Source organism: Rhizobium sp. AG855 (assembly GCF_003610655.1).
GTDB classification, from domain to species: Bacteria; Pseudomonadota; Alphaproteobacteria; order Rhizobiales; family Rhizobiaceae; genus Allorhizobium; species Allorhizobium wuzhouense.
On sequence record NZ_RAQG01000003.1, the window covers coordinates 1,959,441 to 1,980,255 of the forward strand.

Annotated in this window: 20 protein-coding genes; 12 read left to right on the forward strand and 8 right to left on the reverse strand. The window is 62.1% G+C overall.

Translation table 11 applies throughout. The annotated features are described in order from the left end of the window. Positions 1-10: 10 nt before the first annotated feature. From gatA to DFO46_RS09675, 3 genes are all read right to left on the reverse strand, one after another. Positions 11-1,492, reverse strand: coding sequence for an Asp-tRNA(Asn)/Glu-tRNA(Gln) amidotransferase subunit GatA (gene gatA, locus DFO46_RS09665; protein WP_120277138.1), 1,482 nt, complete (start codon positions 1,490-1,492; stop codon positions 11-13). Positions 1,493-1,570: 78 nt separating this feature from the next. Next, positions 1,571-1,858 (reverse strand): Asp-tRNA(Asn)/Glu-tRNA(Gln) amidotransferase subunit GatC, encoded by a 288-nt coding sequence (gatC, locus tag DFO46_RS09670; RefSeq protein WP_062274501.1) that lies wholly within the window; start codon positions 1,856-1,858, stop codon positions 1,571-1,573. Positions 1,859-1,926: 68 nt separating this feature from the next. Then, positions 1,927-2,631, reverse strand: a complete 705-nt coding sequence (locus DFO46_RS09675) for a metal-dependent hydrolase (RefSeq protein ID WP_110793328.1) — start codon at positions 2,629-2,631, stop codon at positions 1,927-1,929. Between the two features lie 152 nt (positions 2,632-2,783). Here DFO46_RS09675 and DFO46_RS09680 point away from each other — a divergent pair, with 152 nt between their 5' ends. Both DFO46_RS09680 and ruvX read left to right on the forward strand, forming a co-directional pair. Further along, the gene (locus tag DFO46_RS09680) at positions 2,784-3,077 is read left to right on the forward strand and encodes an alkylphosphonate utilization protein (protein WP_110793329.1); all 294 of its coding nucleotides are present in this window, start codon (positions 2,784-2,786) and stop codon (positions 3,075-3,077) included. Between the two features lie 21 nt (positions 3,078-3,098). Further along, the gene (gene ruvX / locus DFO46_RS09685; protein WP_120277139.1) at positions 3,099-3,596 is read left to right on the forward strand and encodes a Holliday junction resolvase RuvX; all 498 of its coding nucleotides are present in this window, start codon (positions 3,099-3,101) and stop codon (positions 3,594-3,596) included. On the opposite strand, the gene DFO46_RS09690 is transcribed toward ruvX, so the two are convergent. Together DFO46_RS09690 and DFO46_RS23880 are read right to left on the reverse strand one after the other, a co-directional pair. Next, positions 3,530-3,865, reverse strand: a complete 336-nt coding sequence (locus DFO46_RS09690) for a DUF6105 family protein (protein ID WP_120277140.1) — start codon at positions 3,863-3,865, stop codon at positions 3,530-3,532. The two genes, ruvX and DFO46_RS09690, sit on opposite strands and share 67 nt — an antisense overlap. Beyond that, positions 3,862-4,008, reverse strand: a complete 147-nt coding sequence (locus DFO46_RS23880) for a hypothetical protein (RefSeq protein WP_165826363.1) — start codon at positions 4,006-4,008, stop codon at positions 3,862-3,864. Before DFO46_RS23880 ends, DFO46_RS09690 begins: the two co-directional genes overlap by 4 nt. 247 nt (positions 4,009-4,255) lie before the next feature. On the opposite strand from DFO46_RS23880, the gene DFO46_RS09695 reads away from it, so the two are divergent. Next, complete coding sequence (locus DFO46_RS09695; RefSeq protein WP_120277141.1) at positions 4,256-5,191, forward strand: AEC family transporter; 936 nt, start codon at positions 4,256-4,258, stop codon at positions 5,189-5,191. Here the strand turns inward: DFO46_RS09695 and DFO46_RS09700 are convergent. Beyond that, positions 5,173-6,816: an acyl-CoA dehydrogenase family protein gene (locus tag DFO46_RS09700; protein WP_110793333.1), complete on the reverse strand. Its 1,644-nt coding sequence runs from the start codon at positions 6,814-6,816 to the stop codon at positions 5,173-5,175. The two genes, DFO46_RS09695 and DFO46_RS09700, sit on opposite strands and share 19 nt — an antisense overlap. A 224-nt stretch (positions 6,817-7,040) precedes the next feature. Here DFO46_RS09700 and DFO46_RS09705 point away from each other — a divergent pair, with 224 nt between their 5' ends. From DFO46_RS09705 to dprA, 4 genes are read left to right on the forward strand one after another with little or no spacing between them, the layout of a single operon-like run. Further along, positions 7,041-7,997, forward strand: a complete 957-nt coding sequence (locus tag DFO46_RS09705; RefSeq protein ID WP_110793334.1) for an aspartate carbamoyltransferase catalytic subunit — start codon at positions 7,041-7,043, stop codon at positions 7,995-7,997. Continuing rightward, on the forward strand, positions 7,994-9,286 hold the full coding sequence (locus DFO46_RS09710; RefSeq protein ID WP_120277142.1) for a dihydroorotase: 1,293 nt from the start codon (positions 7,994-7,996) through the stop codon (positions 9,284-9,286). Before DFO46_RS09705 ends, DFO46_RS09710 begins: the two co-directional genes overlap by 4 nt. 22 nt (positions 9,287-9,308) lie before the next feature. Continuing rightward, positions 9,309-9,920: a glycerol-3-phosphate 1-O-acyltransferase PlsY gene (gene plsY / locus DFO46_RS09715; RefSeq protein ID WP_110793336.1), complete on the forward strand. Its 612-nt coding sequence runs from the start codon at positions 9,309-9,311 to the stop codon at positions 9,918-9,920. Positions 9,921-9,929: 9 nt separating this feature from the next. Beyond that, positions 9,930-11,081, forward strand: coding sequence for a DNA-processing protein DprA (gene dprA, locus DFO46_RS09720; RefSeq protein WP_120277143.1), 1,152 nt, complete (start codon positions 9,930-9,932; stop codon positions 11,079-11,081). Here the strand turns inward: dprA and DFO46_RS09725 are convergent. After that, positions 11,037-11,270, reverse strand: a complete 234-nt coding sequence (locus DFO46_RS09725; RefSeq protein WP_110793338.1) for a hypothetical protein — start codon at positions 11,268-11,270, stop codon at positions 11,037-11,039. The genes dprA and DFO46_RS09725 overlap by 45 nt on opposite strands. 248 nt (positions 11,271-11,518) lie before the next feature. On the opposite strand from DFO46_RS09725, the gene topA reads away from it, so the two are divergent. The 5 genes from topA (at position 11,519) to rpmG (ending at position 18,730) form a co-directional block, all read left to right on the forward strand. Next, a complete protein-coding gene (gene topA, locus DFO46_RS09735) occupies positions 11,519-14,218 on the forward strand; it encodes a type I DNA topoisomerase (protein ID WP_120277145.1) in 2,700 nt (899 codons plus the stop codon). A gap of 101 nt (positions 14,219-14,319) precedes the next feature. After that, positions 14,320-16,572 carry a ribonuclease R gene (gene rnr / locus DFO46_RS09740; RefSeq protein ID WP_245422610.1) on the forward strand — a complete coding sequence of 751 codons (2,253 nt, stop codon included), beginning with the start codon at positions 14,320-14,322 and terminating at the stop codon, positions 16,570-16,572. Between the two features lie 25 nt (positions 16,573-16,597). Beyond that, on the forward strand, positions 16,598-17,032 hold the full coding sequence (locus DFO46_RS09745; RefSeq protein ID WP_120278201.1) for a DUF983 domain-containing protein: 435 nt from the start codon (positions 16,598-16,600) through the stop codon (positions 17,030-17,032). A 255-nt stretch (positions 17,033-17,287) separates the two neighbouring features. Then, complete coding sequence (locus DFO46_RS09750) at positions 17,288-18,472, forward strand: MFS transporter (protein WP_110793574.1); 1,185 nt, start codon at positions 17,288-17,290, stop codon at positions 18,470-18,472. 90 nt (positions 18,473-18,562) lie between these two features. Further along, positions 18,563-18,730, forward strand: a complete 168-nt coding sequence (gene rpmG, locus DFO46_RS09755) for a 50S ribosomal protein L33 (RefSeq protein ID WP_003547442.1) — start codon at positions 18,563-18,565, stop codon at positions 18,728-18,730. Between the two features lie 707 nt (positions 18,731-19,437). On the opposite strand, the gene DFO46_RS09760 is transcribed toward rpmG, so the two are convergent. After that, positions 19,438-20,811 (reverse strand): PleD family two-component system response regulator, encoded by a 1,374-nt coding sequence (locus DFO46_RS09760; protein ID WP_110793341.1) that lies wholly within the window; start codon positions 20,809-20,811, stop codon positions 19,438-19,440. Positions 20,812-20,815: the final 4 nt, after the last annotated feature.

A 20,815-nucleotide genomic window follows, 5' to 3' on the forward strand; every position in this document is an offset into this window, starting at 1 on the left:
ATAAAGTCGCTTACCACCACTTGGCCGGCGTGAACGTGCCGGCGGCCTGCTCGATGACATGGGCTGTCTTGAAGAGGGTTTCCTCCTCGAAGGGCTTGCCGATGATCTGCAGGCCGAGCGGCAGGCCCTTGCTGTCGATGCCGGCAGGCACCGAGATGCCCGGCAGCCCGGCCATGTTCAGCGTGATCGTAAAGACGTCCTGCAGGTACATCTTGACCGGATCGGCGGCCAGTTCCTTGTCGCCGATCGCGAAAGCAGACGTCGGGGTGATCGGGGCAAGGATCGCATCGACGCCGGCCTCAAACGCGAGTTCGAAGTCGCGCTTGATCAGGGTGCGGACCTTCTGGGCCTTCAGGTAGTAGGCGTCGTAGTAACCGGCCGAGAGCACATAGGTGCCGATCATGATGCGGCGCTGGACTTCCTTGCCAAAACCTTCCGCACGGGTCTTTTCATACATGTCGGCAATGTCCTTGCCGTCGACCCGTAGGCCGTAGCGGACGCCGTCATAGCGGGCGAGGTTCGACGAGGCTTCGGCGGGCGCGACGATGTAATAGGCCGGAAGCGCGTATTTGGTGTGCGGCAGGGAAATGTCGACGATCTCGGCACCGGCCTCCTTCAGCCAGGCGATGCCCTGTTGCCAGAGCGCCAGGATTTCCTCCGACATGCCGTCGACGCGGTATTCCCGGGGGATACCGATCTTCATGCCCTTCACGGAGCCGCCGATGGCCTTTTCGTAATCCGGCACCGGCAGATCGACGGAGGTCGTGTCCTTCGCGTCGGTGCTGGCCATGGATTTCAAGAGGATCGCAGCATCGCGCACGTCGCGAGCGATCGGGCCGGCCTGATCAAGCGACGAGGCAAACGCCACGATGCCCCAGCGCGAGCAGCGGCCATAGGTGGGCTTGATGCCGACGGTGCCGGTGAAGGCGGCCGGCTGGCGGATCGAGCCACCGGTGTCGGTGGCGGTGGCGCCTGCGCAGAGATGGGCGGCAACGGCGGCTGCAGAACCGCCGGAGGAGCCGCCGGGAACCAGCTTCTCGTCAGAGCCCGTGGCCTTCCACGGGTTGACGGCCGGGCCATAGTACGAGCTCTCGTTCGACGAGCCCATGGCGAATTCGTCCATGTTGAGCTTGCCGAGCATGACGGCACCGGCATTCCACAGGTTGGTGGTGACGGTCGATTCATATTCCGGCTTGAAGCCGTCGAGGATGTGGCTGCAGGCCTGGGTGTGCACGCCCTTGGTGGCGAAGAGGTCCTTGACGCCGAGCGGGATGCCTTCGAGCACGCCGGCCTTGCCGTCCGCGATGCGGGCATCCGAAGCCTTGGCCATGTCGCGGGCAATGTCAGGGGTGACGGCAACATAGGCGTTCAGCGCACCATTGGCGGCATCGATCGCGGAGAGATAAGCATCCGTCAGTTCGACGGCCTTGATCTCCTTGGCGGCGAGTTTCGCGCGGGCTTCGGCGATGGTGAGGCTGGTCAGTTCGCTCATGGCAGGTTCACTTCAGACTGTCTGCGCCCCTAGGGGCGGGAAATTCGGGAGGCTCGGCAGGAAATCGGCGGCCGGATCTTACTCGACGACCTTCGGCACCTGGAAGAAATTGCGGTCGGTCGCCGGTGCATTGGCGACGATGGCATCGGCCTTGTTGCCGTCGGTGACCACGTCGGCGCGCTTCTTCATCGCCATGGGGGTCACCGAGGTCATCGGCTCAACGCCAGTGACGTCGACCTCGTCGAGCTGCTCGACGAAGCCGAGGATGCCGTTCAGTTCACCGGTCATGCGCTCGGCCTGCTCCTCGCTGACGGCGAGACGGGCAAGACGGGCAACGCGCTTGACGGTTGCGAGATCGACAGACATGGGCATTCTCCGGATGGACTGTTTTCTTCGCTATAATAGCCGTCAAGCGCTGAAGCAACGGGGTTTCGTCAGACCTCGACCGCAGACCCCGGTCGCGGGGTGAGTACGCGGGTGCGTGTGCCGTCGAGACCGGCGACGAATTTCTCCGGCGTCTGGTCGATGATCGGGAAGGTGCCGTAGTGGCAGGGGATCGCCGTCTTGAAGTCGAAATAGCGCTGGCAGGCGAGCGCGGCCACGGCTCCCCCCATGGTGAACCGGTCGCCGATCGGCACCAGGCCGATATCCGGCTGGTGCAGTTCCTTGATCAGCTGCATGTCGGAAAAGATGTCGGTGTCGCCCATGTGCAGGAGCGAGGCCTCGTCGTCGAAATGCAGCATCAAGCCATTGGCATTGCCGAGCGCGTGGGAGACGCCGTCTTCGGTGATCTGGGCCGAGGAATGCAGCGCGTTGGTGAAGGTGACGGAGAAGCCTTCGAAACCGATGGTGCCACCGGTATTGCCCATTTCGATCTTGTCCACGCCCTTGGAGCCCAGCCAGGCAGCGAGATCGGCATTGGCAAGAACGGTCGCGCCAGTCTCCTTGGCGAGTTGAACCGTATCGCCGACATGGTCGCCATGGCCATGGGTGAGCAGAATATGGGTCACACCCTTGGTCTGGTCCTTCAGGTCGAGACCGGCAAAGCTCGGGTTATACGAGAGGAAAGGATCGATCAGGATCGAAGCGGTGGCGCTGTCGAGGCGGAAGGCGGAATGGCCGAGCCAGGTGATCTTCATGGTATCTCTCCGGTTTGCTGTGTTGCGGGGCAATATATGGCAAATGCCAAGCCCGGCAACTGCTGGAAAACTGCGTCAGTTGCACACAGGACACCTGTGGTCTATGCGACCATGATGGCAGCCGTATTGCTGCAGTTCAGGAAGGACCGACCATGGCCGACGATGATTATGTATATGATGAGGCCACTGGCGAGTGGCTGTCTGCAGCGGAGGCTGCAGCAAAAAGCGCAAAGCCGGAAGCCCGCGACGCGTCCGGCAACGTTCTGGCAGACGGTGATTCCGTCGTGCTGGTGAAGGACCTGAAGGTCAAGGGTGCAGGGCAGACCCTGAAACAGGGCACCGTGATCCGTTCGATCCGCCTCACCGACAATCCGGAAGAAATCGACTGCCGGCACGACGCGATCAAGGGACTGGTGCTGCGCACCGAGTTCGTTCGCAAGCGCTGAGGCATTGGAGGGGTAAGAGACGTGGCGACACTGACCATCGAGGAACTGGCCGAACGGCTTCAGCCGAACCAGGCGATTGCCGGCCTCGATCTGGGCACGAAGACGATCGGGCTTTCCGTATCGGATCTCGGGCGCCGCTTCTCGACCCCTCGCCCGGTGCTAAAACGGATCAAGTTCACGCAGGATGCCGAGCTGCTTCTGGCCTTTGCCACCAAGGAGCGGATCGTTGCCTTCGTCATCGGCCTCCCCGTCAATATGGACGGCTCGTCCGGGCCGCGCGTCCAGGCGACGCGGGCTTTCGTGCGGGCCATGGCCGACAAGACCGATATTCCCTTCGTCTTCTGGGACGAGAGGCTGTCGACCGTTGCCGCCGAACGGGCACTGCTGGAAATGGATGTGTCGCGGGCAAAACGCAGCGAGCGCATCGACTCGGCCGCCGCCAGCTTCATCCTTCAGGGGGCGCTGGACAGGCTTTCCGGGCTGGCGCGGGTTTCCGCGACCTCAGACGACGCTTCCTGACGGGCAGCCCACCAGGCCTTGATCGGCTTGCGGCGGCGGAAGGCCATGAAAGCGAAAAGAACCAGGCTATCGACGACCACCGCGCGCATGACGAGCGGCGGAATGGTTTCGGGCGGAAGGCCGAGCACATTGCCATAGATCTGGAACACCAGATCATGGGCCTGGCGCGTGAGCATAAAGATGCCGAAGCTCATGTCGTAATAGGACAGGCTGTACCAGGCGCCGAGAAGCGCAATGGGCGTGGCCCACAAGAGCAGAAATGTCTTCATGCCGTCTCTGCCTTTCGCATCAGCAGCGAATCATTCGCTACCGGCCAGTGGTCCACCAGCCATCTCAGTCCAGCCATCGTGGTCAACACGAGGGCCGGCACGGCGATATCGAGCGCCAGCCCCGCAAAGAAGACCATCATCATGATGGTTATCACCGGCCTTGCCGGAGCCACGACTCGCACTGCTTACGCCTTTCAACGCCTGTCCCAGGGAAAAGTTGTCCTGTTCGCGCGCCCGGCGCAACGTAAACCCTTTGTTAAGGTTAACGACGGCTGGGGATAAGCCAGATCAAGCATTTGCGGCGACAGCACGGTGAAGCCCGGTTTCCCGTTGCCTGACCGAGGCTTGGCCGTTAACGATCGATCCCTCGCCTCCTCCCGCGGACCTCCCATGCTGATCATCTTCGAAAGCACCCTGCCGATCTTCCTGCTCGTCGTGATCGGGGTTGGCTTGCGCCGTGCGCCTGTCATCCAGGAAAGTTTCTGGAGCGGGCTCGAGCAGTTCGGCTACTACGTGCTGTTTCCTGCACTTCTCTTTCACACCATGGTGAAGATCGATTTCGCCGCCCTCGACGGTGGGCGTGTCAGCCTTGTGTCGCTGATTGCCGTCGGGATCATGACCGGCGTTTCCTTGGCGCTCTGGCCCGTGCTGCGCAAAGCTGGCATGCCGGCTGCATCCTACACGTCGGTCTTTCAGACCGCGACGCGGTGGAACGGCTTCATGGCGCTTGCGATCGGCGAGAAGCTCGCGGGCCATGAGGGGCTTGCCGTCATTGCGGTCATCATGGCGGCGATCATCATTCCGCTCAACCTTGTCAATGTCGGGGTCATGGTCTGGTTTTCCGGCCAGAGCCGCAGCTTCAAGACCTTTGCCATTCGCATCTTGACCAACCCGATCATCCTTGGCTCAGGGTTGGGCGTTGTGCTGAACCTCGCAGGCATTCCCGTATATGACCCGGTTCTGACGACGATCGGATTGCTCGCCGCCGCGTCCCTGCCGCTCGGATTGGTCAATGTCGGCGCAGGCCTCAGGATCGCAGATGCGCTGAGGCCGAGCGGCGCGGTGCTGTTGTCGGTTGCGCTGAAGCTGCTGCTCTTTCCGGTGGTGTCTGTGTCCATTGCGCTTGCCGCCGGCTTGACCGGCCAGACGGTGGTGATGATCGCGCTTGGAGCCGCCGTACCGACGGCGATGAACGGCTATGTGCTGGCCCGGCAGATGGGTGGCGATGACGAGCTCTATGCGGCAGCGGCCACCATACAGACGGTCGCCGCCTTCTTCACCATTCCGGTCGTGCTTTACGTCGTCGCTCAGCTCGCCGGCGGATAAAGCAGGTCGAGCACGTAACGCGAATCGAAGCGGGCATCGAGCACGCCATAGGTATGGCGCCAGCCGCCGGCGAGCCGCGATTCGAGGAAGGCATCGGCGATCTTGCCGGCGCCCAAGCGATAGAGTTCGGCGGCACCGGCGGCAAGCGCCAGTTGCTCGATCAAGAGGCGCCCTGCCCCTTCGTCGCGGTCGGCGAGAGCGGTCGCTGCGCGCAGGACTTCGACCGTCTTCTTGCCCGAGGGGCCGAGATCACGCTCCAGACCGGCAAACAGCGTTTCGAACAGGTCCTTGCCACGGCTCAGAACTCTGAGCACATCGAGCGCCATGACATTGCCGGAGCCTTCCCAGATCGCATTGACCGGGGCTTCACGGTAGTGACGGGCAATCGGGCGCTCCTCGACATAGCCGCTGCCGCCGATGCATTCCATCGCCTCGTAGATCAAGCCAGGCGCGATCTTGCAGATCCAGTATTTCGCAACCGGCGTCATGACGCGGGCGTAAGCGGCATCGACAGGGTTTTCGCGCGCCTTGTCGAAACTGTCGGCCAGGCGGAAGGCAAGTGCGGTCGCGGCAGCCACGTCGAGTGCCATGTCGGCCAGCACGCGGGTCATCAGCGGCTGGTCGATCAGGTTCTTGCCGAAGACGGCACGGCCACGCACGTGGTGGACGGCTTCTGCCATCGAGGCGCGCATCATGGCGGCCGAAGACAGCGCACAGTCGAGGCGCGTCAGCGTCACCATGTCGAGAATGGTGCGAACGCCATCTCCGGGCGAGCCGAGCAGGAAGCCGAAGGTCTCGGAGAATTCGACCTCGGACGAGGCATTCGAGCGGTTGCCGACCTTGTCCTTCAGACGCTGGAACTCGAGACCATTGGCGGAGCCGTCTTCCAGCAGGCGGGGCACGAGGAAACAGCCCATGCCGTCCTTGGTCTGGGCGAGCATGACGAAGGCGTCGCTCATCGGAGCGGACATGAACCACTTGTGGCCGGAGAGGCGGTAGATGCCCTCGCCCACCCGCTCGCCGGTCGTGGTGTTGGCGCGCACATCGGTGCCGCCCTGCTTTTCCGTCATGCCCATGCCGATGGTGACGGCGGTCTTCTGCATCGGAGGCTTGTTGCCGCTGTCGTATTTGCGCGACAGGATCTTTGGGGTCCATTCCTTCTGGACGGCCGGCGAGGCAACCAAAGCCGCGACCGAGGCGCTGGTCATGGTGAGCGGGCAGAGATGCCCTGATTCCAGCTGGGCTGTCAGGAAGAACCTGATAGCGCGCGCCTTGTGTTCATGGCCTCTTGCCTCGGACTGATCCTCCCAGACGGAGGAATGCAGGCCCGACGCCATGGAGCGGCGCATCAGCGCATGCCAGGCCGGATGGAACTCGACGACGTCCAACCGTTCGCCGCGCACGCCATGGGTGCGCAGTTGCGGTGGGCTGGCATTGGCCATGCGGGCCAGTTCCTGGGCTTCCGGAGAGGTCACATATTTGCCGATGACGTCGTATTCCTCGCGCAGCGGGCGCGACAGGGAGGACGAGAGATCGACGAGAAGTGGATCGGCGCGATAGGCATTGATGCCGGACCAAGGCTTGGGCTGGTTCAGGGCGGCGAGTTTTTCTTCAGTCCGGTTCATTCAACAAAAGCCGATCTCGTAATCAGCGCCCGCTTGTCTTTGAGCGGTTCGCCTCGAATTTCCATAGAGCATGCCGGTCCAACGCATGCGGCTGCATCCGGGCCCCTGCATAGCCGCAGTCGGCTCCTATTACATGGGGACCGCGCCGCAATCCACATAGCATATGCTTGCTCCCCTGCATGGCAATCATTATAGACCGCGTGACATCTCAGGAGGACGTCTCCATGGTCTTCTTTCCCCATCGCCATCTCATCGGCATCAAGGGCCTTACCGAACAGGACATCACGTTCCTGCTCGACAAGGCGGACGAAGCCGTCAAAATCAGCCGCCAGCGGGAGAAGAAGACTTCCACGCTCCGCGGTCTCACCCAGATCAATCTGTTCTTCGAAGCCTCGACGCGGACGCAATCCTCGTTCGAGCTTGCGGGCAAACGCCTTGGCGCCGACGTGATGAACATGTCGGTCGGCAATTCGTCCGTGAAGAAGGGCGAAACGCTGATCGACACGGCGATGACGCTGAACGCCATGCGGCCGGATGTGCTGGTGGTTCGCCACTCCTCGGCGGGTGCTGCTGCCCTTCTCGCGCAAAAGGTCGCCTGCTCGGTGGTCAATGCCGGTGATGGTCAGCATGAACATCCGACCCAGGCGCTGCTCGATGCGCTGACGATCCGCCGCGCACGGGGCAAGCTGTCCCGCATCATCGTCGCCATCTGCGGCGACGTGCTGCATTCGCGTGTCGCGCGCTCCAACATCCTGCTGCTCAATGCCATGGGCGCCCGTGTGCGGGTCGTCGCCCCGGCTACCCTCCTGCCCGCCGGCATTGCCGACATGGGCTGCGAGGTGTTCCACGACATGAAGGAAGGGCTGAAAGGCGCCGACGTCGTCATGATGTTGCGCCTGCAGCGCGAGCGCATGTCTGGCTCTTTCGTGCCTTCGGTGCGCGAATATTTCCACTTCTACGGCCTTGATGCCGAAAAGCTGAAGGCTGCGAAGGAAGATGCACTCGTGATGCATCCCGGCCCGATGAACCGGGGCGTCGAGATTGCGTCTGAAGTGGCCGATGGTCCGCAGAGCGTGATCGAGAGCCAGGTCGAAATGGGCGTTGCCGTGCGCATGGCGGTGATGGAAACGCTGCTTGTCTCGCAGAACCAGGGGCCGCGTTCGGAAGGATTTGGCGCATGATGAAACCGCTTGTCCTCAAGAATGCCCGCATCGTCGACCCGTCGCGCAACCTCGACGAGGTCGGGACGATCATTGTCGGCCATGACGGTTTGATCCTGGCGGCCGGTGCCGATGCGCAGAATCAGGGCGCGCCCGAGGGTGCCGAGATCCGCGATGCACAAGGTCTCGTGGCCGTTCCCGGCCTCGTCGATGCCCGCGTCTTTGTCGGAGAGCCGGGGTCCGAGCATCGCGAGACGATCGCATCGGCCAGCCGTGCGGCAGCGGCCGGGGGCATCACCTCCTTCATCATGATGCCGGAAACCGATCCCGTTATCGACGACATCGCACTGGTCGAATTCGTCAAGAAGACCGCCCGCGATACGGCCAGCGTCCATGTCTATCCGGCAGCGGCGCTGACCAAGGGCATGACCAGCGGTGAAATGACCGAGATGGGGCTTTTGCAGCTTGCCGGTGCCGTTGCCTTCACCAATGGTCGGTACGGACTGAACGACACACAGGTGCTGCGACGCGCGATGACCTATGCGCGCGAATTCGACGCCGTGATCGCGCTCGAAACCCGGGAAAAATATCTCGCGGCCAATGGCGTGATGAACGAGGGGCTGCTCGCCAGCTGGCTCGGGCTCGGCGGCATCCCGCGCGAAACCGAGATCATTCCGCTGGAGCGGGATCTGCGCATCGCCGGCCTCACCCGCGCCAAGTATCATGCATCGCAGATCTCCGTGCCGGAATCAGTCGAAGCGATCGAGGTTGCCCGCAAGCGCGGCGCCAAGGTGACCTGTGGCATCTCGATCAATCACTTAAGCCTCAACGAAAACGACATCGGCGAATACCGGACCTTCTTCAAGCTCTATCCGCCGCTGCGCTCCGAAGACGACCGGATGGCCATGGTCGAGGCTTTGGCCAAGGGGCAGATCGACATCATCGTCTCCTCGCATGATCCGCAGGATGTCGACACCAAGCGCCTGCCCTTCGGTGAGGCGGCCGATGGCGCGATCGGGCTCGAGACCATGCTGTCGGCAGCGCTTCGGCTGCATCATGCCGGCCACGTCTCCCTGATGCGGCTGATCGATGCCATGTCGACGCGGCCTGCGCACATTTTCGGCCTGCCCGGCGGTACGCTGAAGCCGGGTGCGCCGGGAGACATTGCGCTCATCGATCTGGACGAGCCGTGGCTCGTCTCGCGCGACAGCCTGCTCGCCCGCTCGAAAAACACGCCGTTCGAAGACGCGCGTTTCTCGGGCCGGGCCGTTGCGACCTATGTCGCCGGCCAGTGCGTGCATACGCTCTAGGAAACAAGGACAGGGGGATACCATGATCGACTTTTCCGCCCTCGGCTGGGGCAATCTCGCCATCGTTCTGGCCTTCGGCTACCTGCTGGGCTCCATCCCCTTCGGTCTTGTGCTGACCAAGATGGCCGGCCTTGGCGACCTGCGCTCGATCGGCTCGGGCAATATCGGTGCGACCAATGTGCTGCGCACCGGCAACAAGAAGCTTGCGGCCGCCACACTGCTTCTCGATGCTCTCAAGGCCACGGCCGCTGCCCTCATTGCGCATGCGGTCTTCGGGCACAATGCCGGGCTCTTTGCCGGTTTCGCCGCCTTCATCGGCCACCTCTTCCCCATCTGGCTCGGCTTCAAGGGCGGCAAGGGCGTTGCGACCTATATCGGTACGCTGCTCGGTGTCGCGCCGTGGATGGTGCTGGTCTTTGCGGTCGCCTGGCTCTCGGTCGCCTTCATCACACGCTACTCTTCGTTGTCGGCACTCGTCGCCACACTTGTCATTCCGGTTGTATTGTGGATACTCGGGGTTGAAGAGGCTGCCCTCGTCACCGCCATCATGACTGTCATCACTTATTGGCGCCACAAGGCGAATATCGAGCGTCTGATCGCGGGTACCGAGGGCAAGATCGGCCAGAAGGGCTAGAGGAGAGCCATGGGTTCAGTCGGCGCAGGACGAAAAGGAATTGCGCTGACGGACCGACAAAGGATCGCCTGGCTGCGGCTGATCCGCAGCGACAATGTCGGCCCTGCCACCTTCCGGGATCTGATCAATCATTTCGGCACGGCAGAAGCCGCCCTCGCCGCCCTGCCGGAACTGTCGCGGCGCGGCGGCTCCGCCCGCGCGATCCGCATCGCCACCGTCGAGGATGCCGAGCGCGAGATCGATATCGCCCGGCGCTTCGGGGCCCAGTTCGTCGGCATCGGCGAGCCGGACTATCCGCCGGCCCTGCGCCAGATCGATGGCGCCCCTCCCCTTCTTGCTGCCAAGGGTGATCTTGCTGCCGCCAGCCTGCCCGCCGTCGGTATTGTCGGCTCACGCAATGCCTCGATCAGCGGCGCCAAGTTTGCCGCCATGATGGCACGTGAAATCGGCAATGCCGGCTATGGCATCGTCTCCGGACTTGCGCGCGGCATTGATGCCGCGGCGCATCGTGCAAGCCTTGAGACCGGCACGATTGCTGCCATGGCTGGCGGGCTCGACCAGCCTTATCCGCCCGAGAATATCGACCTGCTGCGCGCCATCTGCGACGGGCGTGGCCTCGCGGTTTCCGAAATGCCGTTCGGCTGGGAGCCGCGGGCACGGGATTTTCCCCGCCGCAACCGGCTGATCGCCGGCATCGCGCTTGGCGTGGTTGTCATTGAAGCTGCGGCACGATCCGGCTCGCTGATCACCGCGCGGCTGGCCGGCGAGTTTGGTCGGTTGGTCTTTGCCGTCCCCGGATCGCCGCTCGATCCGCGCTGCGAGGGCACCAACGGGTTGCTGAAGGATGGGGCGACGGTGACGACACGGGCGCTCGACGTGCTGCAGGCCTTGGCACCGATTTCCGAGGTCGACCTGTTCAGCCAGCCGGAAGCGGAGGAACCGGGCGAAGACGGGCAGACACGCATGCTGGCGCCGCCGCCCAACGACGACGAACGGCTGACCATCGTTCAGGCCCTAGGGCCGACGCCGGTGGAGATCGATGACATCATTCGCCATACCGGCTTTGCCGCATCGACCGTCTATCTCGTTCTGCTGGAACTGGATCTTGCCGGCCGGTTAGAACGGCATGCGGGGGGATTTGTGTCGCTCTCCATGGGATAAGGTGAGCGCGCGTCGGCCGGAATGCACGTCGCCGGCTTCGACATAGGCCATTTCGATCAGGTAGCAGAGCATGTCCGCACCCTCGTTTTCCGCAACTGCGCGCAACTCCCCCAGCATCTGGCGGATGTAGGCGATGTTCTCCATCGTGCGGTTACCGCGACCGTTCGTCTCGCCGTTTTCTCGTGCCATCTTCAATGCCCGTCGCTGCGGAAGACCGCGTTTCCCGGCCTCACAGTTTCTTCGTAAAATACGATACATCATTTATTATAGATTGCAATCTATGCAATATCTCCTTTTGGTTGTGGCGCGTTGCAATTTCGGAAAATGGGTCATACCTCTTGACCGCAGCCGTTTCGCCCTCCATGTCGAAACGTCGGTTTTCCAAGGCGGTGGTACGGTGCCACCGGTTGTGAGTGCTGATGAAGGTGCAGTGAAGCATGAATGTCGTAGTCGTAGAGTCCCCGGCCAAGGCCAAGACGATCAACAAGTATCTGGGTTCCGGATACAAGGTGCTCGCCTCGTTCGGCCATGTGCGCGATCTTCCGGCCAAGGACGGTTCTGTGCTTCCCGACCAGGATTTCGAGATGCTCTGGGAGGTGGATACCGCCTCGCAGAAGCGGATGAAGGACATCGCCGATGCGGTGAAATCCTCCGACGGCCTGTTTCTCGCGACCGACCCGGATCGCGAGGGTGAAGCGATTTCCTGGCACGTGCTCGATCTTTTGAAGAAGAAGCGCGTCATCGGCGACAAGCCGGTCAAGCGCGTCGTCTTCAACGCCATCACCAAGAAGGCCGTGCTCGATGCCATGGCCAATCCGCGCGATATCGATACGCCGCTGGTCGACGCCTATCTCGCGCGCCGGGCGCTCGACTATCTCGTCGGCTTCAATCTCTCGCCGGTTCTGTGGCGCAAGCTGCCCGGCGCCCGCTCGGCTGGCCGCGTGCAGTCGGTGGCGCTCCGCCTCGTCTGCGACCGCGAAACCGAGATCGAACGCTTCGTTGCCGAAGAATACTGGAACATCTCGGCGCTTTTGAAGACGCCGCGTGGCGACGAGTTCGAGGCGAAGCTCGTCTCGCACCAAGGCAAGCGCATGCAGCGCAACTCGGTGACCAATAGCGAGCAGGCCGCTGGCATCAAGGCGCTGCTCGAAGGGGCGGCCTTTGCGGTCGACAGCGTCGAGGCCAAGCCGGTCAAGCGCAATCCGGGCCCTCCGTTTACCACCTCCACGCTGCAGCAGGCGGCCTCCTCGAAGCTCGGCTTCTCGGCTTCGCGGACCATGCAGGTGGCGCAGAAGCTTTATGAAGGCATCGACATCGGCGGCGAGACCGTTGGTCTCATTACCTATATGCGTACCGACGGTGTGCAGATGGCACCCGAAGCCATCGAGGCTGCCCGCTCCGCCGTTGCCGAACAGTTCGGCCTGCGCTACGTGCCGGAAAAGGCACGCATCTATTCGACCAAGGCGAAGAACGCCCAGGAAGCGCACGAAGCGATCCGCCCCACCGACTTCAACCGCTCGCCGGACAAGGTGCGTCGTTTCCTCGATGCCGACCAATTGCGTCTTTACGACCTGATCTGGAAGCGCGGCATTGCGAGCCAGATGGCGTCGGCCGAAATCGAACGTACCACGGTCGAAATCCTCGCCGACAACAAGGGCGACAAGGCGGGCCTGCGCGCCGTCGGCTCCGTCATCCGTTTCGACGGCTTCATCGCCGCCTATACCGACCAGAAAGAAGATGGCGAACCGGCGGAGGACGGTGACGACGAGGATGGCCGCCTGCCGGAGATCAATGCGCGCGAGGCGCTCGCCAAGAGCAAGATCAATTCCAGCCAGCATTTCACCGAGCCGCCGCCGCGCTATTCGGAAGCCTCGCTGATCAAGAAGATGGAAGAGCTCGGCATCGGCCGTCCGTCCACCTATGCCGCGACGCTGAAGACCTTGAGCGACCGCGAATATGTCATCATGGACAAGCGCAAGCTCGTTCCCCATTCCAAGGGGCGACTGGTCACGGCCTTCCTCGAAAACTTCTTCACGAAGTATGTCGAATACGATTTCACCGCCGATCTGGAAGAAAAGCTCGACAAGATCTCAGCCGGTGAACTCAACTGGAAGGACGTGTTGCGCGACTTCTGGAACGACTTCTTCTCGCAGATTGAAGACACCAAGGAGCTGCGCGTCACCAATGTGCTTGATGCGCTGAACGAAGCGCTTGCACCGCTGGTGTTCCCGAAGCGCGAAGACGGATCTGACCCGCGCATCTGCCAGGTCTGCGGCACGGGCAATCTGTCGCTGAAGCTCGGCAAATACGGCGCATTCGTCGGCTGTTCGAATTATCCGGAATGCAATTACACCCGCCAGCTGACCAATGACGGCAATGCCGAGGCCGATGCCGGCGGCAACGAGCCGAAGGCGCTCGGCAAGGATCCGGTGACGGAAGAGGAAATCACCCTGCGTTCGGGCCGGTTCGGGCCTTACGTGCAGCGCGGCGACGGCAAGGAAGCGAAGCGTTCCTCGCTGCCGAAGGGCTGGGCGCCCGGCGATATCGATTTCGAGAAGGCACTGTCGCTTCTGTCGCTGCCACGCGATGTCGGCCCGCATCCGGAAACCGGCAAGATGATTTCGGCCGGTCTCGGCCGCTACGGACCCTTTGTGCTGCATGACGGGACCTATGCCAATCTTGAAGGCATTGAGGACGTGCTGTCGATCGGCATCAACCGTGCTGTGACCGTGCTGGCTGAGAAGAAAGCCAATCCGGGCGGGCGTGGCCGAACCGCAGCGGTTGCGCTGAAGGAACTCGGCGAGCATCCTGACGGTGGCGCGATGACGGTCCGCGACGGCCGTTTTGGTCCCTATGTCAACTGGGGCAAGGTGAATGCCACCCTGCCGAAGGGCAAGGATCCGCAGTCGGTCAGCGTCGAGGAAGCTCTGGTGCTGATCGCCGAGCGTGCGGCCAAGGACGGCGGCAAGGTCAAGGCGAAGAAGGCTTCGGCCAAGACCGCCAAGGCGAAGGCCGGCGATGCGACGGATTCAAAGCCGAAGAAGGCTGCGGCCAAGCCGAAGGCCAAGACGGCTGCCAAGGCCACGGCAAAGGCGCCTGCGAAGGCAAAGACAACAACGAAGAAGAGTGCGACTTGAGCAGAAAATTCCGCGACCCCTCCGAGATCCCCGGCTCCGGCAACCGCAAGAGCCGGCGTGCGGAAGGCGCGGCCAAGGCGAAGGCAGACAACACCAACGCCATCATTCATGGCGAGGTGCCGTCGCGCGAGGTGCTGCTGCAGTTCATCACCGACAATCCCGACCGCGCCTCGAAGCGCGAGATCGCCAAGGCCTTTGGCTTGAAGGGCGACACGCGGGTGGAGCTGAAACAGGCGCTGCGCGATCTGGAGAATGACGGGCTTGTTAACAAGACCCGCAAGTCGCTGGCGCGCCCTGGCGCCCTGCCCCCGGTCACCGTTCTCGACATCACGACGCGCGACAAGGACGGCGAGCTGATCGGTCGACCGGCCGAATGGCCTGAGGACGCCGGAGCGGCACCGGCCGTGCTGATCCGCCAGTCGAGCGCCGACCGCGCCAAAGGCAAGACCGCCGTTGGCGGCATCGGCGACCGGGTGCTCGCCAAGATCTTCACCAACAAGGATCGCGCAGGGCCTGCCTATACCGCCCGCGTCATCAAGGTGATCGACCGCCAGCGCGGCGCCGTGCTCGGCGTCGTCAGGATGATGGGTGAAGGCGCACGCCTGATGCCGATCGAGCGGCGTGGCGAAGAGATGCAGATCGACGCAGCCGACATCGGCGAGGCCAAGGATGGCGATCTCGTCGAGGTCGAAGTGTCGCGTGCGACGCGTCTGGGGCTCACCCGCGCACGGGTGCTGAATATCGTCGGCTCGGTTGCCTCGGAAAAGGCGATCTCGATGATCGCCATTCATGCGCATGGAATTCCCTATATCTTCCCGCAGTCCGTCATCGACGAGGCGGAGGCGGCGAAACCGGCCAGCATGTCCCACCGCGAGGACTGGCGTCATGTGCCCCTGATCACGATCGACCCGCATGACGCCAAGGACCATGACGACGCCGTCTATGCCGAACCCGACACCTCGGAAGACAATCCGGGCGGCGTGGTCGTGACCGTCGCCATCGCCGACGTCTCTTATTACATCCGGCCGAAATCGGCGCTCGATCGCGAGGCATTGAAACGCGGCAATTCGGTCTATTTCCCCGACCGTGTCGTGCCGATGTTGCCGGAGCGGATTTCCAACGATCTCTGCTCGTTGCGCGAAGGCGTCGACCGTCCTGCACTGGCCGTGCGCATGGTGTTCTCGGCCGAAGGACGCAAGGTGCGGCACACCTTCCACCGCATCATGATGAAGAGTGCGGCCAAGCTCTCATACCAGCAGGCGCAGGCCGCGATCGATGGCCAGCCGGACGACAAGGCCGGGCCGCTGCTCGAGCCGATCCTGAAGCCGCTATGGGCCGCCTACGCGATCCTCAAGCGCGGGCGCGATCGCCGCCAGCCACTTGAGCTCGACATGCCGGAGCGCAAGATCATCCTGAAACCCGACGGCACTGTCGACCGCGTGCACGTGCCGGAACGCCTCGACGCGCACAAGCTGATCGAAGAGATGATGATCCAGGCGAACGTGTCTGCGGCCGAGACACTGGAGTCCAAGCGTCAGAAGCTCGTCTACCGCATCCATGATGCGCCGACGCTGTCGAAGCAGGAAGTGTTGCGCGAGTTCCTGGCGACGATCGGCTTCTCGCTGGTCAAGGGCGGCAATCTGCGCTCCAACTCGTTCAACGGTATTCTGGCGAAGGCGCAGGACACGCCACACCAGATCATCGTCAACGAGATGGTACTGCGCAGCCAGAGCCAGGCAATCTACAGCCCAGACAATATTGGCCACTTCGGCCTGAACCTGATGAAATACGCGCATTTCACCTCGCCGATCCGGCGTTATGCCGACCTGATCGTGCATCGCGCCCTCGTCGCGGCTCTGGGGCTCGGCGAAGGCGGGATCACGCAGGAGGAAGAGGCAAGCCTCGAGGATATCGCCGCCGAAATCTCGACCTTCGAACGTAGAGCGATGGCGGCGGAGCGCGACACCGTCAACCGGCTGGTCGCACACCATCTGGCGGGCCGCATCGGCGAGGATTTTGAAGGCCAGATCGGCGGTGTCACCAAGTCGGGGCTTTTCATCAGCCTGCCGCAATTTGGCGCAGATGGCTTTATCCCGGTTTCAACTCTTGGGCGGGACTACTATATCTACGACGAAGCTCACCAGGCCTTGACGGGCGAGAAGTCTGGACTGGGTTATCAGCTCGGCGACACCGTCGAGGTGCGGCTTGTCGAAGCCGTGCCGCTTGCCGGTGCGCTGCGCTTCGAAATGCTGAGCGAAGGGCGCAAGATGCCGGCAGGCGCGCGCTCCTTCCACAAGGCCGGCGGGCGGGGCAGGAAACAGCCCGGCACGCGGCCTCCGCGTTCGAGACGGTGATGCAGTTACGCCCCGGAGAGAGATGATGACGGCCAACCAGACGAATCTGACAGCGCAATTCGGTGGTGCAAGCGAGGTCGAGCGTCCGCTGGGGCGTTCGATCAAGCGCGGCATGCTGTGCCGCTGCCCGAACTGTGGCCAGGGCAGACTGTTCGGCCGCTATCTCAAGGTCGTCGACACATGTGCAGCCTGTGGCGAGGAATATCATCACCACCGCGCCGACGACCTGCCCGCCTATCTCGTGATTCTCGTGCTCGGCCACGTGCTCGTCGGGGGCTTCATGGCCACCGACCTCGTCTTCGTGCTGCCCGGGTGGGTGCATTTCGCCATCTGGGCACCGATCGGCGTCGTGGCATCGCTGCTCAGCCTGCAGCCGATCAAGGGCGGTGTGGTGGGCCTGCAATGGGCGCTTCGCATGCATGGCTTCGGCGGCGCAAAGGACGAAGTCGAAGATCACTGAGTGGCGTCCCGGCGATGACGGTCACCGTCACGCGGGCGTGCCCCTTTACGCTTAACTATCACTCTTCCTGTTACTCGTGATTCGCGGTGAACTCCGTTGGACAGGTTGACAGCCAGGCGAATTCCGGTGTGAACATGCCGCGCCCACATAACACGGTCGGGAGCTCGTACATTTCCATGCCATTCAAGATGCCGAATATTTGTTTGCTGTGGCCCTTCCCGGCCCCGGCGCGTGGTCATTTTGGGATGGTGCATGATGGCTGAGCCGAAGGACTGCCTGAACGGCGACCGGGAAGAGATCCACTGGCCATCCCTGGTCGCGGCCATCTCCGCCATCTCGGCCGTCGGCATTGCCATAGGGCTCGGCCTTCCGCTGCTCAGCATCATCCTCGAAAAGCGTGGCATCTCGTCCACCCTGATCGGCCTCAACTCCGCCATGGCCGGCATAGCCGCGATGGCGGCAGCGCCGGTGACAACCAAGATTGCCCACAAGCTCGGCGTGGTTCCCACCATGCTCTGGGCCGTGCTTCTCTCTGCCATCAGTGCCGTCGGCTTCTATTATGCGACGCAGTTCTGGATGTGGTTTCCGCTGCGCATCGTCTTTCATGGTGCGACGACCACCCTCTTCATCCTGTCGGAATTCTGGATCAATGCCGCAGCACCCTCACGCAAGCGCGGTCTGGTCATGGGCATCTATGCCACCATGCTCGCGGTCGGCTTCGCCTCCGGGCCGCTGATCTTCTCCGCCATCGGCAGTGACGGGCTGCTGCCGTTTGCCGTCGGTGCTGCGGCCATCCTTGCGGCCGCCATTCCCATCTATATCGCCCGTTTCGAAAGTCCGCTGCTGAACGAGAAGCCGGAGATGCATTTCTTCCGCTACATCTTCCTCGTTCCGACCGCGACTGTTGCCGTCTTCGTCTTCGGCGCGGTCGAAGCGGGCGGGCTGTCGCTCTTTCCGATCTATGCCACCCGTACGGGCTTTACAGAGACGCAGGCCGCCCTGCTGCTCACCGTCATGGGCATCGGCAACATGGTGTTCCAGATCCCGCTGGGGCTGCTCTCCGACCGCATGAAGGACCGCCGGCTGCTGCTCTCGGTTCTCGCCTTCATCGGGCTGTGTGGCTCGATGGCGCTGCCTCTCCTGTCCGACCACTGGCAACTGATGGCGGTCGTGCTGCTGTTCTGGGGCGGCTGCGTATCCGGTCTTTATACGATCGGACTCAGCCATCTCGGCTCGCGACTCACCGGAGCAGACTTGGCGGCCGCCAATGCGGCCTTCATCTTCTGCTACGCGGTCGGCACGGTTGCCGGCCCGCAGGCGATTGGCGCCGCCATCGATCTCACAGGAAACGACGGTTTTGCCTGGGCAATCGCGGGCTTCTTCGCCCTCTATGTCGTGCTTTCCTTGGGTCGCCTGCTTTTTACCCGGAAACGCACTTGACTTTTCGGGCGCGATTTGTAGTTTCGCGCCAGATTTGCCGTGGACCTCGTTCGGTCGTCCACGGCTTCGTTTATTAGAGGCAGGACGACCATGGCCAAGGCTACAACCATCAAGATCAAGCTTCTGTCGACGGCCGACACGGGTTTCTTCTACGTGACCACGAAGAACAGCCGTACGATGACGGACAAGATGACGAAGACCAAGTACGACCCGGTTGCTAAGAAGCATGTCGAGTTCAAGGAAACCAAGATCAAGTAATCTCTTGATCGGACTGGCTCCACAAAAAGGCGTGTCACTCTGTGACGCGCCTTTTTCTTTGGCATGTGTTGATGCCCGACGCGCCCTTCCCGGCAGGGAACAAACAAAAACACCGGCTCCCGTTGGGGAACCGGTGTTCTTTTAGAAAGGGGGTCGGTCAGCATACAAACACGGCACGAGGAACCGCTTTGACGTTGCACACCAACCGACCGACCCCACGACCCAGGAGATGCGGCGGACCTGACATCATGGGGTATCCAAAACCTCTCGGAGAGGTCTTTTTCGATGAGGTCAAACTCTCTTAAGTAGAGAAAAAAATCAACAGTTTATTAACTGCCGCACGTTGCATGCTCTTGATATGGTTAAATTCGGGACAGAAAGACTTGAGTGGCCGCACTTGCTGATCGCGCCCGAACGTTTATTCCCGGAGCAATTGTATAGTCCGCCGTCTCAACAACAAGCTTAGCGGCAAGCACGGGTAAAGTCCGAAGGATTGATCGCAGATCAGATCGCAAAAGAAATATCTAATATAAAGGTAAGTCTTTATGATATGCAAAAGAATGCATGCAGTCTGGTCAAGCAATGGCGTTCATTGCGCCGGAAATATTGGTGAAATGAAAACGATACAACTGTAACCGCTGAAAAACAGTGCAACGGCGTCACAATCGCCCTTTTTCACGGCAGCGCAAAAAGCTGTGAATGGTTGTTCAGGCGGCGGCCGCAACAACTCGATTTCGTCCGGAATTCTTCGCTTCGTAGAGCGCGCGGTCGGCCTGCTTCAGCAATTGCTCCGGCGTGTCGATACCCGGTCCCAGTGTCGCAATCCCCATGGACGCCGTCAGCATCAAGGGCACCTCGCCCGAGCGGAGCTGGAAAGGACGGGCCTCGATCATCAACCGCAGACGCTCTGCGACATTGGCTGCAACATCCGCTGTCGTATCCGGCATGACGAGCACAAACTCTTCACCGCCGTAGCGGCAAGCAAGATCGGCGCCCCGCACGGTGGACCGAATCCGGCCCGAGAACTCTTTCAGAACCTCGTCACCGGCATCGTGGCCGAACTGGTCATTCACCAGTTTGAAGCGGTCGATATCCGTGATGCAGATGGTGAGCGGGCGACCGCGCACCTTCGCGCGGGCAAAGAGCGTGCGCAACTGTGTGTCGAGATAACGACGATTGTGGAGGCCCGTGAGGCCATCGGTCACGGCCAGTTCGATCGTCTGGCGCACACTGTTGCGCAGGCGGTCATTGTAGCGCTTGCGGCGCACCTGGGTCAGGGCACGCGCCACGAGTTCGTTCGGATCGAGCGGACGCACGATGTAATCGTTCACGCCGAGGTCGAGGGCACGGATGATCATCTGCTCGTCGCCCTGCTCTGTGATCAGCAGGATCGGGATGAAGCGCGTGCGCTCCAGCGAGCGAAGCTGCGAGCAGAAGCGCAGGGGATCGTAGTCGGCCAGGTTGCTGTTGACGATGACCAGATCATAGCCGTTTTCGGCAGCTTCAAAAACCGCAGCCTGGGGATCCGACAGCGCACTCACTTCAGCAATCGGCTTCAGCGTCTTGACGATACGCTCCTGAGACGCGCCGCGGCTGTCGACGAGCAGCACCTGAGCCTGCTCTTCCAGACGGCCGTCCGTCAGGCGGAGGGCATCGTCGATGCCAGCGTGGCGCGTGCCGTCGTGACGGATGCGCAACTCATCGCTCAACGTCTTCAGGCGCACGAGGCTCTTTACGCGGGAAATCAGTTGCAGATCATTGACCGGCTTGGTCAGAAAATCGTCGGCACCGGCTTTCAGACCACGCACGCGGTCGGATGGCTGGTCGAGGGCCGTGACCATGACGACAGGAATATGGGCTGTGCGCGGATTGGACTTCAACCGCTCGCAAACCTCGAAGCCATCCATTTCCGGCATCATGATGTCGAGCAGGATCACATCGACCTGGGTGCGGTCGCAGATATCGAGAGCGTCGAAGCCATTGCTCGCGGTCAGGACGTCGAAATACTCCGCCATCAGCCGCGCTTCGAGCAGCTTCACATTGGCAGGAATATCGTCAACGACCAGAATACGCGCTGTCATGACA